Source organism: Fodinibius halophilus (assembly GCF_011059105.1).
GTDB classification, from domain to species: Bacteria; Bacteroidota; Rhodothermia; order Balneolales; family Balneolaceae; genus Fodinibius; species Fodinibius halophilus.
Map to the genome: position 1 here is coordinate 41,061 of NZ_JAALLS010000018.1, position 16,071 is coordinate 57,131.

Below are 16,071 nucleotides of genomic sequence, written 5' to 3' on the forward strand. Positions count from 1 at the left end.
AAAATAGAGACTCCCCTAAATTCTAGCTATCATTAAACCGCTAAATAACGTAAAAAATACCTTTCTGGAATGAAACTGACCTACAGTAACTATTTAAAAATTGATGAACTATTAGAACTTCAAGAACTCCAGTCAGAGCCGGAGGAACATGATGAGATGCTGTTTATCATTATCCATCAGACCTATGAGCTTTGGTTTAAGCAGATTCTACACGAAATGGATAAATTGCGCAGTGACCTGAAAGCGGGCACTACTTGGGGAGCTACTAAAACCATGAAGCGTATTCTAACGATTTTAAAAACCATGGTTGCCCAGATTGACATTCTCGAAACCATGACCCCGCTGGAGTTCGAAAGTTTTAGAGGATTTTTAGATGAGGCAAGTGGTTTCCAATCGGTCCAGTTTCGAGAAGTTGAAATATTGTGCGGCCATCGGTCCCCCCACGTGCTTAAGGTTCATGAGCACCAGCCGCAATATATGAACCGTCTGGAAGAACGAATGGAGGAACCTACCCTGTGGGAATGCTTCTGCACCTACCTTAAACAACAGGGCTATGATGCAGAAATGCCTGAACGAGTTAATGACCAAGGTCTCTTATATGATCCGTCAGAACATAACCAAGAAATATTACTCGATATTATGAACTCCGATCAAGAAACGGCAATGCTTTGTGAGCTGTTTGTTGATTTTGATGAAGGCATGCAGGAGTGGAGGTATCGACATGTAAAAATGGTAGAACGGACTATTGGTAACAAAATGGGCACCGGGGGATCCAGCGGTGTCAACTATCTCCGCAAGACCTTGCATAAACGTATTTTCCCCGATTTATGGGAAATCCGAGCAGAAATTTAAAACTATTATGGATACTATCGATCAACTGGCAAACAAAATTGCTCCACACTACTCACATTTCGATGTTGAAAACAGACTCCTTTTTACCGGGCACTCACACCAGGCATGGCCCGATGTGGCACTTGAGGGGCTCAAAGAATCATTTACAACAGCGGCATCCCGGGTAGATAATAAATGGGAACCCGCTTTTGAAAAAACAGAGATTCTCCGCAATTACCTTCGCAATTATTATGATGACCCCAATGGGTTGTACAGCCTGGCAGAAAACACGCACCTGCTGCTGGTTGCATGGCTCTCTAGCTTTGACCTTAGAAATAAACCCAAAGTCATCACCACCACAGGAGAATTTCACTCTATGTTTCGGCAGCTACACCGCCTAAAGGAAGAAGGCTTAGAGGTGGTTTCGGTAGATCCCTATGATGGGATCGTTTCTAATATCACGAAACAGATTGATGATAACGTCTCTGCTATAATGTTGTCGCGAGTCTATTTTGGGAGTGGACTTGTGAACCAGCATATTCCTGAAATTGCAGCTCTTGCTCGCTCTCAAGGCATCCCTCTTCTCATTGATGACTATCACGGTACCAATGTAGTGCCCCTGTCAATATCAGAAGAGAACTTAGAAGATTGCTACCTGCTTGTTGGGGGATATAAATATCTACAATGGGGTGAGGGTAACTGTTTTCTGCGATTCCCGAAAGACTGTAAGCTCCGCCCCGCTATTACCGGTTGGTTTGCCTCTTTCAGCACCCTGGATAAACCTCGAACGGACGAACTGGTCTCCTATGATGACGGTAACCAGCGATTTGCATCCGGCACTTATGATCCGGCATCTCAGTTCCGGGCAGCAAAAGTAGTAGCATTCTTTGAAGAACAAGGCTTAACATCAAACCTGCTTCGCCAGCAATACCAACGACAGGTTGGCTTACTACGAAGCCTCTTCCTCGAACAAGATTTTGATCCCGATATCATTAAACTTCGCCACAATCGCCCCCTTGAAGAAAATGGTGGTTTTTTGGCTTTACGTTCTCCATTTGCCCGGACCATACGAGCTAAACTTATGGAGCGAGATGTCTTTACAGATGCCCGCGGCGACATAATTCGCTTTGGCCCCGCTCCCTACACAACCTCAACACAAATTGAGCAGGCCATTACAGAATTGAGCAGTGTTGTAAATAACCTCAATCCCTGATTTTGTAAGGATTGGTTCTGTAATCGATCTTACTATATAGAATTTTGTGTATCTCGATGTATTCTTCGTATAGCTTTGTGCATTAATTATATCAAGAAAAATCCCAAAGAAGCTCAAAGTTACTTAAAGAATATTTGCACGAATATTGACAATATTTCCAATAAAACTATTGGAAGATGGGATTAAGCATCTTATCAATTAGTTATTTTTATGAAAACCACTGACACTATGTTGTCAGTTTTATTTAATATATTGACGGGTGAAAACTCAACAATCTAATTACTTACTAATTTATGTCTGATAACAAAGATCGTGAAAAGGCACTAGAGATGGCCATTGGCCAAATTGAAAAACAGCATGGCAAAGGAACAATTATGCGTCTCGGTGATGAGGCGACCTCCGATGTTCCCAGCATTTCTACCGGCTCTATTATGGTAGATTATGCACTCGGCGTAGGCGGTATTCCCCGGGGACGTGTAACCGAAATATATGGTCCCGAAGCCAGTGGTAAAACGACATTGGCACTCCATGTCATCGCCGAAGCACAAAAAGCCGGAGGATATGCCGCTTTTGTTGATGCTGAACACGCCTTTGATCCCCGCTATGCCAAAAATCTGGGTATTAATACTGATGAGCTTCTTGTCTCTCAACCCGACAGTGGTGAACAGGCTCTTGAAATTACAGAAACCCTCATAAGATCTGCAGCCCTGGATGTTATTGTCGTTGACTCTGTTGCTGCCCTGGTACCTCGGGCCGAAATTGAAGGTGAAATGGGTGATTCCCATATGGGCCTCCAGGCACGATTGATGTCGCAGGCCATGCGTAAAATTACGGGTATCATCAATAAAACCAGAACAGCTGTTATCTTTATTAACCAGATTCGTGAAAAAATCGGGGTTATGTTCGGTAATCCGGAAACAACCTCTGGCGGTCGGGCACTGAAGTTCTACTCTTCGGTACGGATGGATATCCGCCGCATCGGTTCTCTCAAGCAAGGCGATGATGTAGTTGGAAACCGAACCAAAGTGAAAGTGGTTAAAAACAAGGTAGCTCCTCCCTTTAAGCAGGTCGAATTTAATATTATGTATGGTAAGGGAATCTCAAGAATGGCCGAAATTCTTGATATGGCCGTAGAGTTTGACATTATCGAAAAACGTGGCAGTTGGTATCGCTATGGTGGCGAACCTATTGGGCAGGGAACCGATAACGCTATTGAATTCCTTGAGTCTGACCCTGAGCTCACAGAAAATATTGAAGAGCAAATTCGTGCTGAAATGAACCCTTCACAAAATGAGGAGGAAGACCAGACAGAAGAAGACAAATCTGACGATGATGCTGACAGCGACGATTAACTATGAGTAAAGAAACAGAACACCCCCTACCGGGTGTCATAAGTTCTATCAGCGTTCAAAAGAAAAAGAAAGATCGCTATTCCATTTTTGTTGATGGGGAGTTTCTGCTGGGGGTTGCCGAGCAGACACTCCTCAAATTTAACCTGAAGAAGGGAATAGAAGTAACCCCAGCGTTATTTCGCAAGCTTCAGCGTGAAGAGGGACGCTTTGCTGTAAAAGCTTATATGTTAAAACTTCTCGGCCGTCGAGAACATGCCCGAAAAGAGCTGTACAACAAGGCATACCGAAAAGAATATCCTCAGCAAGTTATTAATGATGTACTTGACGAGCTACAGGAAAAAGGGTTTCTGGATGATGAGCGCTTTGCCCAAAAGTTTGCAGCCGATAAAAGCAATCTCAGCAAATGGGGACCGGCAAAAATAAAATCTCACTTATATAAAAAGGGGATTTCTAATACTGTTGCCGAACGGAGTATCCAACAAGCTTTTGAGGGGACAGACCTCAAACAAACATTTTTGGATTTGGTTTTAAAACGCAAAAAACGCTTTTTGAGAGAAGAAGATCCCTATAAAAGAAAGAAAAAAATGGTAGACCACCTGGCAAGAAAAGGATATCGATCTACAAATATTTTTACACATATAGATGCACTAATGAAGGCGATTGAGCAATGACAAACATTACCCTTGAACGTGTTGTAAAATCGGTATTGGTACTGACCGGTATCACGGTCTTATGGTTTTTGCTGTATTATTTTGGCACGTTGGTAGGATATGCTATTGTAGCAATGATATTCAGCTATATGCTCGATCCTGTGGTTAACCGCATGCAGGCTGCAGGTATGAATAGAACCTTTTCTATCACCTTGGTACTCAGTGCACTCATACTTATTCTAGTCTGGATCTCAACCAATATTATTCCCATTGTTGCAAACCAGATGGTAGAACTGGCCGGCCAACTCAACATTCAAAACATCCAAAGTATAACCCAGCAAATTGAAGAACGCCTAACCCAAGAATTCACCTTTTTACCTAACGGCTTTTTAAGCGATAACTTGGCTCAAGCTCTCCAAGACCTTCTTGATGTGGGGGAATTACCGGCAGCCCTTAGTAATATTATTGGCATTTTCACTAATATATTTTCCGCAGCACTCATCATCCCTTTTGCAACTTTCTTTTTTCTTAAAGACGGAACTAAACTTCGGCGTGACATTCTGCAGCTAGTTCCAAACAAATACTTTGAAACCACGCTGAGCCTTGTTGATAAAATCGAAACGCGACTGGGTATCTATTTCAGAAGTGTAATATTACAAAGTATTATTGTTGCATTTACCTCTTGGGTAGGGCTCACAATTGTAGGCCTTGATAATGCTCTGTCGGTAGGTATTGCCGTAGGTTTGGCTAACACGATCCCCTATTTTGGGCCCATTATCGGTTATATTCTGTCAATTATTGTCTCTATAATTGAAGTTGGCAACTTTTCACTAGTATTGCCATGTATTATCGCCATTCTGATGGTACAGATGCTCGACAACGTAGTATTACAACCATTTATCTTCTCGCGGTCGGCTGACATGCACCCCGTTGCTATTTTATTCATTATTATGATCGGTGCTGAAATGGCCGGAATACTGGGCATGCTTGTTGCAATCCCGATAGCAACGATGGTTAAAATTACAATTAATCAGGTGCGATGGAGTCTCAATAATTACTACGTTTTTAGAGGTGGTTCGGTAAGTGATTCCGGCTAAAAAGTTCTGAAATTGGAACTTAATCTGTATTCTTTTTTGCTTATCTTTTCGCCGAACCTTTTTCAATCACACTTACCCTTTTGACCTTGTTCAATATTGTTGTTTTTGCTTCCGGATCGGGAACCAATTTTCAAGCCCTTATTGAGGCAGTAGAAGCTGGCGAAATTGATGGACAAATTGCCGGACTTGTTACCAATAAATCCGAGGCCGGGGCTATTGACCGAGCACAAAAACATGGAATTGAACATACTGTTCTGGCCCCCTCTCAATTCTCTAGCCAACTTGATTATGTGGATGCACTTTTGGAGCAACTAAATCACTGGCAAACAGATTTAATTGCGTTAGCCGGATATATGATAAAAGTCCCTACAGAAGTTATTGAACAATACCCTAATCGAATTGTCAACATTCATCCATCCCTGCTCCCTAAGTATGGCGGTAAGGGATTCTACGGCAGGCACGTTCACCAAGCTGTTATTGATAATGATGAAGATGAGTCGGGCTGTACGGTACACCTTGTTACCGAAGAGTATGATGACGGCCCTATCCTCGGGCAGCGAAAGGTTCCGGTCAAAGACTCCGATGATGCTGATAAGCTGGCCAGTCGTGTTTTAAGAGAAGAACATAAACTTTTTCCTGAAGTAATAGCACAACTTATTAACGAATTAAACTCAAAAACTAATAACTAACAGTGGCTTTACAACCTCTTTCCGAGCTCCCCCAAGAACCGTTAACAATTAACCGTGCCCTTTTATCTGTCTCAGATAAAACCGAAATTACAAAATTAGCCCAAGCCCTGAATAAGGCAGGTGTTGAAATTATTTCTACCGGCGGCACAGCACGTAAAATTCGCGAGCAAGACATCCCTGTTACTGACGTGAGTGAAATTACCGGTTTTGAAGAATGCCTGGATGGGCGTGTTAAAACATTACATCCGATTATCCATGGTGGCATACTGGGACGTACCAGCCATCAAGCTGATGTTGATGAAATGAAACGATTGGACATCGATCCTATCGAACTGGTCGTAGTAAACCTCTATCCATTTAAAGAAACTGTTGCCAAGGGCGATTGCACCCCTGCTATTGCAACTGAAAATATCGACATCGGCGGGCCCACCATGATTCGAGCCGCTGCTAAGAACTTTGCCCACGTGGGTATCTTAACTGCTCCCGCCCAGTACGAAGAATGTATCTCAGAAATACAACAAAAGGGTAATCTTTCTTTTGCTAAGCGACAAGAGTGGGCCAAACATGCTTTTAACCATACGGCGAGTTACGATTCGGCTATTGCCAACTATTTTAATACGCTTGATGATAAATCGGATCAACTTCCCGAGCAGCTCAATATTTCGCTAACTAAATCACAGACCCTCCGCTATGGTGAAAATCCACACCAGGGCGCTGCGGTATATGGCAATCAATCTGAATTCATAGACTGCTTCCACGGCAAGCAACTCAGCTATAACAACTTTACGGATGTTGATGCTGCTCTCAATCTTATCAGTGACTTTTGGGATTCAAAACCCACCTGTGCCATATTCAAGCACACTGTTCCCTGTGGCGTAGCCTCTGATGAAGAACTCTCAAATGCCTGGAAGAAGGCTTTTGCCACCGATACCATGTCTCCCTTTGGAGGTATTGTTGTCGTTAACGAGAAACTGGATATCGAGACCGCCAACGCTATTAATGAGATCTTTACGGAGATCATTATAGCACCCGAATACAGTGCCGAATCCTTAGAACTGTTACAAGAAAAAAAGAATCGTCGCCTCATTCGAATCAAGAAATTACCAAACAGCAACGAAAGCCGACAGTACCGTTCTATCTTTGGCGGGGCACTCAGTCAGGATGCCGACCTGAAGACCGTAACCAAAGATGAACTGGAGACCGTAACCAAACGCACACCCTCAGAAGAAGAGATTGAAAACCTGCTCTTTGCCTGGAAAGTTGTTAAGCATATTAAATCGAATGCTATTGTCTATGCCAAAAACAATCAAACCATAGGCATTGGTACCGGACAAACAAGTCGGGTAGAAGCTTCTGAAATTGCTATTGCCAAAGCTCGGCAAGAAGGACTCTCACTGGAAGGTACCGCTATTGCTTCTGATGCATTTTTCCCTTTTCCTGATGGCGTAGAAGCTGCTGCAGAAGCCGGTGCACAAACAGTAATACAACCCGGCGGCAGTATTCGAGATGAACAGGTTATTGATGCAGCAGATGAATTAGGGCTATCAATGGTATTTACCGGCAATCGCCATTTTAGACATTAAACTTGCATCTATTTTATTTTTTCGTTTATTACCCATTAATTCGCAAATAGAGTTACAAAATTGTATTTTCTTTTTCTGCAATTATTTCAGCTATAAAAATTGACTACTTTCAGCTCATCTACATTTATTAACCATGGATAGACATACACCCAAAAAAAAGAAAAACCAACAAAACAAAGGGTGGTTCGACTGGCTATATACCGATATTGCCATCGATTTAGGTACAGCAAACACCCTTATTTATTCCCGCGGCGAAGGCATTGTCTTAAATGAACCATCTATTGTGGCGCTTAATATGCAAAACGAACCGGTGGCGAGTGGGCACGAAGCCCGGCTTATGCATGAAAAAACGCATAAAAACATCCGCACCGTGCGACCGCTTCGCGATGGCGTAATTGCCGATTTTGAAGTAGCTGAACAGATGATTCGGGGGATGATTGATAAAGTTAAAATGAAATGGTATTCGGGAACCCGCCAAATGGTGGTTTGTGTACCCAGCGGTATTACCGAAGTAGAACGACGGGCCGTACGCGACAGTGCCGAACATGCCGGTGCGAAATCGGTATTCTTGGTAGATGAGCCCATGGCTGCGGCTATCGGGATTGGCCTCAATGTCCACGAACCAATCGGCAATATGATTGTTGATATCGGAGGTGGTACTACTGAGATTGCAGTCATTGCTCTTTCAGGTATTGTATACGCACAATCTGTGCGACTGGGTGGAGATGAGCTAAATGATGATATTATTAATTACTTTCGGCGCAATCATAATCTGCTAATTGGGGAACGAACAGCCGAAAAGATCAAGTGCGAAATAGGATCTGCTGCTCCTCTCGACGAAGAACTGGACATGGTAACAAAAGGACGTGATCTGGTCAATGGCGTACCGCGCACACGGCACGTAACTTCCAAAGATGTTCGAGAAGCGATATCAGAATCAGTAAATACTATTGTAGAGTCTATTACAAAATCTCTTGAGCAAACCCCGCCCGAGTTATCAGCAGATATTCTGGACAGGGGCATTATGCTCACCGGAGGCGGTGCCAAGCTTAAAAACCTCGACAAACTTATCATGGAAACGACCGACCTGCCTGTTCATATTGCTGAAGATCCGTTGACAGCCGTTGTTCGAGGTACTGGAGCCATACTCGAAGATCTCGAACATTATCGAACGGTCATCACCTAAAGAATTACATAGTGAATGCGGTTTCGACTCCCACGAATAACTGATGTTAAAGACCATATTATAACGGCCCTTTTACTGATTATAGCCGTATCCTTGATGGTAGGACGCCATCAGGGTGGGCTAAATAATCTACGCAAAGTCTCTATAACAATATTTAGTTATCTTGAGGAGCCCCTTTCTAATGTCCGCGTTTATCGGCAAGCATTAAAGACCAACACGCAGCTTAGAAAGCAAAATATTCTCTTGTTAGATGAACTAAGTCGCCTTCGTGCAGCCGGACAACGCAATAAGGAGTTGCGCAGAATGCTGCAGTTCAGTAGTGAAAGTGAATTAAGCTTGTATCCCGTACAAATAGTGGGAAAAGAACTGAACCAAGTCACACACTCATTAACCGTAGATGCCGGTACCAATCAAGGTATCAAGAAAGGTATGCCCATGGTTTCAGCTGACGGATTGGTGGGAAAAGTCATTGTTACGGCCGCGGGATACTCCAAAATCATGCCTATTTACCATACTCTATTCCGGGTTAGTGCCAAACTGCAGCAGTCTAATGCCTATGGTATTATTTCATGGAGTGGCGAGAGTGGAGAAATCATTGAGGAGCTCCAGCTCAATTATGTACCACAAACAACAGAGGTTGACACCGGCGAAGTAGTTGTCACCTCAGGTTTGAGCAACCAGTATCCACCGGATATTCCTATAGGAAAAGTAATAAGAACAGAACCTCGCCAAGGTAAAGAAACACAAAAAGTTTTTTTAAAACCTTTTGTAAACCTCTATGAACTTGCTGAAGGATTTATTGTGAAATTTGAACCGGACACTTCTATAAAAAAATTGAATAAACAATATGAGGAGATCCTAGAATGAACCCGGACCGACTTAAAAATATTGGCTTGGGTATCCTTTTCCTGCTTGTTCAGGTTGCACTGTTCCGACATTTAAAGATTTTAAAGATACAACCTGACTTGGTACTTATCTTTCTATTGTGGTATGCTGCGCGGTACGACCGTACATCCGCTATTGTGATGGCTGCCGGGTTTAGTTTTCTACAGGATGCACTGCTCGATTTATGGGGACTAAACATGTTTACCAAAACATTATTAATCTTTGTAAGTTTTAACTTTATCCCCCGGAACACCAAAAAACAACTACTAATTGGGCAGGTTTTTTTAACCGTACTTATTGGTGCTTTGGTACACAATATTATCTTTCTGGGTCTTAATTCAGTAATTGTTAATTATACAGCTGAAATATTTTTCTGGCGTCACCTTATTGGTAATAGCTGTTATACTGCACTTGTTGCCGCTATTATTTACCTGTTCCGAACACGATAAACAAAAAGTGTAATGCAATACCGTAAGAAAAATCGCTCCCAAATATCTATCCGTGTCTTACAGGTGGGCATTATTATACTAGGCCTTATCATGCTGGGTCGGCTGGTACAACTGCAAATTATTCAACACGACCGATATGGTCCATTAAGCCGAGAAAACTCTCTAAGACAAGAAATTGTAAATCCTGCTCGGGGCCTTATATACGACCGACATGGAAATTTGCTTGTCGATAATGAACCTATCTATACCATAACAATTACACCGGCCAGTTATAAAGAAAAGAACACCCCGCTCCTTGCCGACTTACTGAATATGTCGGTCGAAGATGTTAAAAAACGTGTTAAAGAAACCCAAGCATATTCCTGGTATCGCTCATCCCGTTTATTTACAGAAGTAGATTTTAGGACCTTTTCTATTATCCAGGAAAATATTTGGCGACTGCCGGGTATAGGCCACCAAGTGGAAAGCAAAAGGGAGTATCCGGTTGACAGCTTAAATGCGTCACATATTTTGGGATACCTCCGTGAGGTCTCCAAAGAAGAATACCTGGGAACAAAAAACTACCATCTCGGGGATAAAACCGGGAAAAGTGGTTTGGAGATGGTTTATGAAGATCAGCTACGAGGCGAGCTGGGTACAAAATACATAAAGATTAATGCAATGGGTCAAAACTTGGGCCCTTACCGAAATGGAGCGATCGATGAAGCTCCTAATAAAGGGGCTGACCTGCTCACTACCATAGACACCCAACTACAACTTTTAGCCGAGGATCTACTCCAGGACAAAGTTGGGGCCGCAGTGGCATTAGATCCCAATAGTGGGGAAGTACTTGCACTGGCAAGCGCCCCCAGCTACGATATCAGAAAGCTTTCCGGGCGTATCGATTCTACTTATTGGGTTAATATCAATGCCGATACCACAAACCCACTATATAATCGAGCCATATCCAGCAGTCAGCCTCCGGGCTCTACCTTCAAACCTCTTATGGCACTTATGGGGCTTAATATGGGGATTATAAATCCGGATACGAAAATTGAAAATCCCGGTTATTATCAGCGAGGCCGACGATATAACGACTTAGCTGATCCCGGGACATACGATGTTGGCAAGGCATTACAGGAGTCCAGCAATACCTTCTTCTTTTGGTTGATGGATAAAATTGCCACTACCAAAGGCATCAATCGCTGGCACGACCTCGCCTCTTCCCTCGGCCTTGGGCAGCGCAATGGCATCGATCTTCCGAATGAAACCAGAGGCACTCTTCCAGACAGTAGTTATCTGGACCGGGTTTTGGGTGAGGGTAAATGGGGCATTGGTGACCAACTGAGTTTAGGAGTGGGACAAGGCTTTTTAGGAGCCTCACCTCTACAAATGGCTTTGGTTGCCTCCCAAATAGGAAATGGCGGATACCGTGTGCAACCCCACCTTGTAAGTGCCATTAGCAAAAGTAACGGTAAAGAGCTCCGAACAGCCCCCCAAAAGAAAGAGATTAAGTGGCTCAGCAAGCAGAGCCTTAACACTGTTAAAAAGGGTATGCGACGAGTTGTTACCAATGGTGGTGCCAGTACGTTCGCCAATCTCGACAGTATTAAAGTAGCAGGAAAAACGGGAACGGCCCAAAACCCTCATGGCCAAGACCATGGCTGGTTTATTAGTTTTGCTCCTATGGATGATCCCAAAATTGCGGTGGCCGTGTTAGTTGAAAATGGAGGCTACGGTTCGGTTTCTGCGGCTCCTATTGCTTCATTGATGATTGAACAATATTTGACTGGTGAACTCAATCGCCCGTATGTTTATAATTATGTTAAAACATTTGAGCCCCGTAAGCAGACTACTGATGAAGAACCTGAAGAGATAGAAACAGATGACTAATTTACGTGAACTGAGCTGGTCGCTCATTGTTATATGGGTAAGTTTAATTGCAGTTGGACTGGTAGCTATCTACAGCGCTACACAGGGTCCTGTTGCTGAGTTTTTGCCTGAGTATATACAAATCAATTTCTATAAACAGCTTATTGCCTTCGGTATTGCAATCCTGCTTTTAATAGGGCTACAGTTTCTCAATCCCAGAACTTTCCAAGAAGGCTCTTACTTTTTTTATGGCATCGGAATAGTACTCATGATCTTAACCCTGCTGTTTGGTAAAGAAGTAAACGGAGCTAAAAGCTGGCTGGCAATTGGCCCATTCAATCTTCAAACCAGTGAACTTATGAAGATCGCGACGGTCCTTGCAGTCGCTAACTATCTAACCAGTCGGCGCAATATTTCTGCAGAAAATATAAAGTCAGCCTTAACAACGGTCCTGCTTATTCTGGTACCAACTGTTTTGGTTATTCTACAAAATGATACCGGTACGGCTATCATTTTTGCGTCTCTCATCCCCGTTATCTTATTCTGGTCAGGCCTGCCTTACGGTATCTCTCTGTTTATTATCTCTCCGGCTGTTATTAGCTATCTCACCATTATATCATGGTATTGGGGATTGATAGCTGCTGTAATACTGACCTTGCTTATTTTTATGCTGCAGCGTCGCACCTGGCTTACCTTTGCCTCTTTCGTTACCGGCATCATCATAGTGATAGGCATACAGGTGTCACTTTCACAAGTTCTACAACCACACCAGCGAGCACGAATTGAAGCATTTACCAATCCCTCTTTTGATCCTCAGGGGGCGGGCTGGAATGTAATTCAAGCCAAAACGGCCATTGGCTCCGGCGGACTTTACGGCAAAGGTTTTATGGAAGGCACCCAAACCCAACTGCGTTTTTTACCAGAACAGTGGACCGACTTTATTTTTTGCGTGATTGGGGAAGAATTTGGCTTTATCGGGGCAAGCTTTGTCATTCTCTTACTGCTAGCACTCTCAATACGTCTTCTTAAGGCGGCCTCAGCTCACAAACACCCCTTTGCCCAACTAGTTATTATTGGTGTCACTACAATCTATTTTATGCACTTTTTTATAAATGTGGGTTCTGCTACAGCCCTGCTTCCCGTCATTGGGGTTCCCCTGCCATTTATCAGCTATGGGGGGTCCGCCCTTATTACCAATACGATCATGCTGGGTATCTGCCTGAACCTGGACTTTTATAAAAGACAGTTTAGTATTTACCGGTAATTTAACAGGCCAATCCTATTCCTCTTCCAGGGCTTTTTCTGTGCGCAAGTTAAAACTCTGCCGATGGTAGGGAGTAAAACCATGCTCTTTTAGTCCCTTGTAGTGCTGAGCAGTGGGATATCCTACATTGGTATCCCACCCATAATGGGGATATTTCTCATGCAGTTCTATCATCCACTCATCTCGATAAACCTTCGCTATAATGGAAGCAGCAGCAATACTCATTGAACGGTGATCTCCTTTAACCAAACATTTATAGGGACACAGACCAGAGCTGTACCGGTTTCCATCGACAAGCAGATAGTCAGGGGCAGCATCTTCTGTTTCGGCACATCTATTCATTGCCTTTATAGAAGCATGTAATATATTCCATTTATCAATCTCTTCGGGCGAGCACCACTGGATCGTCCAATATTCGGCTTTATCCTTAATTTCAACCGTTAATTCTTTTCGGTCTTTAAGTGATAGCGTTTTACTGTCTCTAATTTCATCTATAAAGGTACCGGGTTTAAAAATTACACCTGCCGCAACAACTGGGCCTGACAAGCATCCCCGGCCTACCTCATCAAGCCCCATTACCCGCTCAAAACCCTCATTCCACAATCGTTGTTCAAACTGTATGCGATCTATGTCACTGTTATTTTTATTTGCAGAACTGCTCATGAAAATGAATTAAAATATAATCAAGTGCGTTTGGGTTACCTCTGCTAAAGTCAATCTTTTTACTATGCATTTCAAGTACCAACAGTGGAATAACCATTTTTCACGTAACTCTCAAAGTAACCCTTTTAATACGCTGTGGGATACCTTTCAGGAGCTTTTGACGATAGCCAGCGGCGAGGTTTCGCATGCCATTTTGTGGCTCAATGACCTGGATAGTGAGCATAAAATAACCGATGATTTTGACAACTATGGAATTCCAGACTTTATTAACGAACTGGAAGAACGCGGTTATTTACAAAGAGAACCTAATGACGGAATCATAGTCATGACCCGTAAAACTGAACAAAGTCTCCGCAAGCGTTCGCTTGAGCAGATATTCAAGAATTTAAAGAAAGGGGGAGTAGACAACCACCAAACCGACCATACCGGGCGTGGTCTTGAACAACAGCCTCAAACACGACAGTGGCAACAGGGAGATGATATAGCGAATATAGACAGTTCCGGTACCATGATGAATATGCTGAAGCATAGCAGCATCGAGAACATGAATCTCAGAGAAGATGATATTCGAGTTCATGATTCTGACCACTACACATCAGTGGAACAGTATTACTCATAGATCTAAGTCACTCGATGGTGCTTTATGGCGAAGATCGTATCACCCCTGCTAAAAAGGTAGCGATGGCGTTTTCAGAGCTTATCCTTAATAGATATACAAAAGATTCTCTTGATATTATTGCTTTTGGTAATGAAGCCTGGAAGGTAGCTATTGAAGACTTGCCTTACCTTAAAGCCGGGCCCTATCATACCAATACCGAACAAGCACTGCAATTAGCTCGTCATATGTTACATCTCCGCTCGAATGCCAACAAACAGATATTCATGATTACCGATGGCAAACCATCTTGTATTATTGAGAACGGTGAGATTTATAAAAACAGTTATGAACTGGACCGTAAAATTATTAATAAAGTTTTGGATGAAGCCGTAAAATGTCGGCGCGAAGATATCGACATAACTATATTTATGATAGCTCGCGAACCCTACCTTCAAAACTTTGTTCGGGAGTTAACAAAAACCAATAAAGGACGCGCATATTTCGCATCACTTGATAAGCTGGGAGAGTATATTTTTGAGGATTATATTCAAAACCGTAAACGTCGTGTACAATAAAAAAAGGCAGCCGAAAACCGACTGCCTTATACACTATTGAGAAAATTGGAGTATCTTTTACATATCTAGCTCTTCCATTACTTCTTCCGTAATATCATACTTTTCTTTAGCTTCTGAAGAGGTATAAAGTACAATACGATCGCCTTGGCTCGTCGTTTTATTAATCACATAAGTTAAGCCTTTATTAGCTGCAACAGTAGTGATAGCAGTATCAATTTGGTCGAGTAAAGGACTCACCAGTTCTTGCTGCTTCTGTTGAACCTGTTGTTGGATACTTTGCTGGAACTGCTGCAGTTCAGCATTTAACTTACCCAAACGCTCTTCCTCTTTTCGTTTGGCGGACTCAGAAATAACAGATTCTTTTTGTTCATACTCTGAAACCTGTTGTTGAAAATCCTGCTGTTTGTTAGCAAGCTCTTTACGCTTTTTCTCAACAAAGTTTTGCAGTCGTTGTTGAACCGCCTTCATTTGTGGCATTTTATTCAAGATAAGCTGAGGATCAACATATCCAATCGTTAGATCATCTTGTTGAGCATTAGCTGTAGAAATGCCGGTAATAGTAACGGCAAATAGACATAGTAGAGATATGGACAGTAGTCGTTTTAACATAAGTATAATCGTTTTTCAGTTAGTTCTTAGCAGATGTTGCTTTCATTTGTTCTAGCACTTCGTCGGTAATATCTAATTTCTGTTTAGCAGAATAATAAACCAACTTTTCACCACTATTTGTTGCCTCATTAAGTACAAAATCGAGGTTTTTTTCTTCAGCTACAGAAGCAATAGCTTCATTCATCCGGTTATAAAGCGGTTGTAACAGCTCTGTTCTTCTTCGTTGAATCTGTTGCTGTATTGCTTGCCGGAACTGCTGCATTGAAGACTGCATTTGAGAAAGCCGATTCTCTGCATCAGCAGCTTCTTGTTCTGACAAAGCTGACTTATTCTGCTGATACTCAGCTACAGAGTCCTGAAAAGCTGCTGTTTGCTGCTCAAGCTCTTGGCGCTTTTGTTGAATAAAAGAGTTTAATTCTTCTTGAATATCAGAGCGTTCGGGAACATTGCTAATTACTTCTTGGGTATTCATATACCCAATTTTGGGCTGAGCAAAAGCAGTAGCACTGATAACAAAAAGAAATACGAGTGTAGAACTGAATAACTTTTTAAACATTGAGTAAATCCTTGTTTTGG

General features: G+C 42.6%; 17 protein-coding genes. 14 read left to right on the forward strand and 3 right to left on the reverse strand.

What is annotated here, in order from left to right:
- The first annotated feature begins 69 nt into the window (after positions 1 to 69).
- From G3569_RS13175 to rodA, 12 genes are all read left to right on the forward strand, one after another.
- On the forward strand, positions 70 to 852 hold the full coding sequence (locus G3569_RS13175; protein WP_165269897.1) for a tryptophan 2,3-dioxygenase: 783 nt from the start codon (positions 70 to 72) through the stop codon (positions 850 to 852).
- A gap of 7 nt (positions 853 to 859) precedes the next feature.
- On the forward strand, positions 860 to 2,044 hold the full coding sequence (locus tag G3569_RS13180) for an aminotransferase class V-fold PLP-dependent enzyme (RefSeq protein ID WP_165269899.1): 1,185 nt from the start codon (positions 860 to 862) through the stop codon (positions 2,042 to 2,044).
- Positions 2,045 to 2,337: 293 nt separating this feature from the next.
- Positions 2,338 to 3,396 (forward strand): recombinase RecA, encoded by a 1,059-nt coding sequence (gene recA, locus G3569_RS13185; RefSeq protein WP_165269901.1) that lies wholly within the window; start codon positions 2,338 to 2,340, stop codon positions 3,394 to 3,396.
- Positions 3,397 to 3,398: 2 nt separating this feature from the next.
- Positions 3,399 to 4,067 carry a regulatory protein RecX gene (locus G3569_RS13190; protein ID WP_165269903.1) on the forward strand — a complete coding sequence of 223 codons (669 nt, stop codon included), beginning with the start codon at positions 3,399 to 3,401 and terminating at the stop codon, positions 4,065 to 4,067.
- A complete protein-coding gene (locus G3569_RS13195) occupies positions 4,064 to 5,143 on the forward strand; it encodes an AI-2E family transporter (protein WP_165269905.1) in 1,080 nt (359 codons plus the stop codon). Before G3569_RS13190 ends, G3569_RS13195 begins: the two co-directional genes overlap by 4 nt.
- Positions 5,144 to 5,229: 86 nt before the next feature.
- Positions 5,230 to 5,832, forward strand: a complete 603-nt coding sequence (gene purN, locus G3569_RS13200; protein ID WP_165269987.1) for a phosphoribosylglycinamide formyltransferase — start codon at positions 5,230 to 5,232, stop codon at positions 5,830 to 5,832.
- Positions 5,833 to 5,834: 2 nt separating this feature from the next.
- On the forward strand, positions 5,835 to 7,415 hold the full coding sequence (purH, locus tag G3569_RS13205; protein ID WP_165269907.1) for a bifunctional phosphoribosylaminoimidazolecarboxamide formyltransferase/IMP cyclohydrolase: 1,581 nt from the start codon (positions 5,835 to 5,837) through the stop codon (positions 7,413 to 7,415).
- Between the two features lie 133 nt (positions 7,416 to 7,548).
- Complete coding sequence (locus G3569_RS13210) at positions 7,549 to 8,601, forward strand: rod shape-determining protein (RefSeq protein ID WP_165269909.1); 1,053 nt, start codon at positions 7,549 to 7,551, stop codon at positions 8,599 to 8,601.
- A gap of 15 nt (positions 8,602 to 8,616) precedes the next feature.
- Complete coding sequence (gene mreC, locus G3569_RS13215; protein ID WP_240894713.1) at positions 8,617 to 9,468, forward strand: rod shape-determining protein MreC; 852 nt, start codon at positions 8,617 to 8,619, stop codon at positions 9,466 to 9,468.
- Complete coding sequence (gene mreD / locus G3569_RS13220) at positions 9,465 to 9,935, forward strand: rod shape-determining protein MreD (protein ID WP_165269911.1); 471 nt, start codon at positions 9,465 to 9,467, stop codon at positions 9,933 to 9,935. The genes mreC and mreD overlap by 4 nt, the downstream gene beginning before the upstream one ends.
- Before the next feature lie 12 nt (positions 9,936 to 9,947).
- Positions 9,948 to 11,807, forward strand: a complete 1,860-nt coding sequence (gene mrdA, locus G3569_RS13225) for a penicillin-binding protein 2 (protein WP_165269913.1) — start codon at positions 9,948 to 9,950, stop codon at positions 11,805 to 11,807.
- Entirely contained in the window at positions 11,800 to 13,050 is a 1,251-nt protein-coding gene (gene rodA / locus G3569_RS13230) for a rod shape-determining protein RodA (RefSeq protein ID WP_165269915.1), read from the forward strand. The genes mrdA and rodA overlap by 8 nt, the downstream gene beginning before the upstream one ends.
- Before the next feature lie 15 nt (positions 13,051 to 13,065).
- On the opposite strand, the gene rnhB is transcribed toward rodA, so the two are convergent.
- The gene (rnhB, locus tag G3569_RS13235; protein WP_165269917.1) at positions 13,066 to 13,713 is read right to left on the reverse strand and encodes a ribonuclease HII; all 648 of its coding nucleotides are present in this window, start codon (positions 13,711 to 13,713) and stop codon (positions 13,066 to 13,068) included.
- A gap of 64 nt (positions 13,714 to 13,777) precedes the next feature.
- On the opposite strand from rnhB, the gene G3569_RS18630 reads away from it, so the two are divergent.
- Positions 13,778 to 14,332, forward strand: a complete 555-nt coding sequence (locus G3569_RS18630; RefSeq protein ID WP_240894714.1) for a vWA domain-containing protein — start codon at positions 13,778 to 13,780, stop codon at positions 14,330 to 14,332.
- 14 nt (positions 14,333 to 14,346) lie between these two features.
- A complete protein-coding gene (locus G3569_RS18635; RefSeq protein WP_240894715.1) occupies positions 14,347 to 14,886 on the forward strand; it encodes a vWA domain-containing protein in 540 nt (179 codons plus the stop codon).
- 57 nt (positions 14,887 to 14,943) lie between these two features.
- On the opposite strand, the gene G3569_RS13245 is transcribed toward G3569_RS18635, so the two are convergent.
- Positions 14,944 to 15,495, reverse strand: a complete 552-nt coding sequence (locus tag G3569_RS13245) for an OmpH/Skp family outer membrane protein (protein WP_165269919.1) — start codon at positions 15,493 to 15,495, stop codon at positions 14,944 to 14,946.
- Positions 15,496 to 15,514: 19 nt separating this feature from the next.
- Entirely contained in the window at positions 15,515 to 16,051 is a 537-nt protein-coding gene (locus tag G3569_RS13250) for an OmpH/Skp family outer membrane protein (protein WP_165269921.1), read from the reverse strand.
- Positions 16,052 to 16,071 lie beyond the last annotated feature (20 nt).

Coding starts and splice junctions, on each gene's coding strand:
- G3569_RS13245 (WP_165269919.1), bottom strand. CDS start 15,495: ATGTTAAAACGACTACTGTCCATATCTCTACTATGTCTATTTGCCGTT.
- G3569_RS13250 (WP_165269921.1), bottom strand. CDS start 16,051: ATGTTTAAAAAGTTATTCAGTTCTACACTCGTATTTCTTTTTGTTATC.
- G3569_RS13195 (WP_165269905.1), top strand. CDS start 4,064: ATGACAAACATTACCCTTGAACGTGTTGTAAAATCGGTATTGGTACTG.
- G3569_RS18630 (WP_240894714.1), top strand. CDS start 13,778: ATGCATTTCAAGTACCAACAGTGGAATAACCATTTTTCACGTAACTCT.
- recA (WP_165269901.1), top strand. CDS start 2,338: ATGTCTGATAACAAAGATCGTGAAAAGGCACTAGAGATGGCCATTGGC.
- G3569_RS18635 (WP_240894715.1), top strand. CDS start 14,347: ATGGTGCTTTATGGCGAAGATCGTATCACCCCTGCTAAAAAGGTAGCG.
- G3569_RS13180 (WP_165269899.1), top strand. CDS start 860: ATGGATACTATCGATCAACTGGCAAACAAAATTGCTCCACACTACTCA.
- mrdA (WP_165269913.1), top strand. CDS start 9,948: ATGCAATACCGTAAGAAAAATCGCTCCCAAATATCTATCCGTGTCTTA.
- G3569_RS13175 (WP_165269897.1), top strand. CDS start 70: ATGAAACTGACCTACAGTAACTATTTAAAAATTGATGAACTATTAGAA.
- G3569_RS13190 (WP_165269903.1), top strand. CDS start 3,399: ATGAGTAAAGAAACAGAACACCCCCTACCGGGTGTCATAAGTTCTATC.
- rnhB (WP_165269917.1), bottom strand. CDS start 13,713: ATGAGCAGTTCTGCAAATAAAAATAACAGTGACATAGATCGCATACAG.
- mreC (WP_240894713.1), top strand. CDS start 8,617: ATGCGGTTTCGACTCCCACGAATAACTGATGTTAAAGACCATATTATA.
- rodA (WP_165269915.1), top strand. CDS start 11,800: ATGACTAATTTACGTGAACTGAGCTGGTCGCTCATTGTTATATGGGTA.
- mreD (WP_165269911.1), top strand. CDS start 9,465: ATGAACCCGGACCGACTTAAAAATATTGGCTTGGGTATCCTTTTCCTG.
- G3569_RS13210 (WP_165269909.1), top strand. CDS start 7,549: ATGGATAGACATACACCCAAAAAAAAGAAAAACCAACAAAACAAAGGG.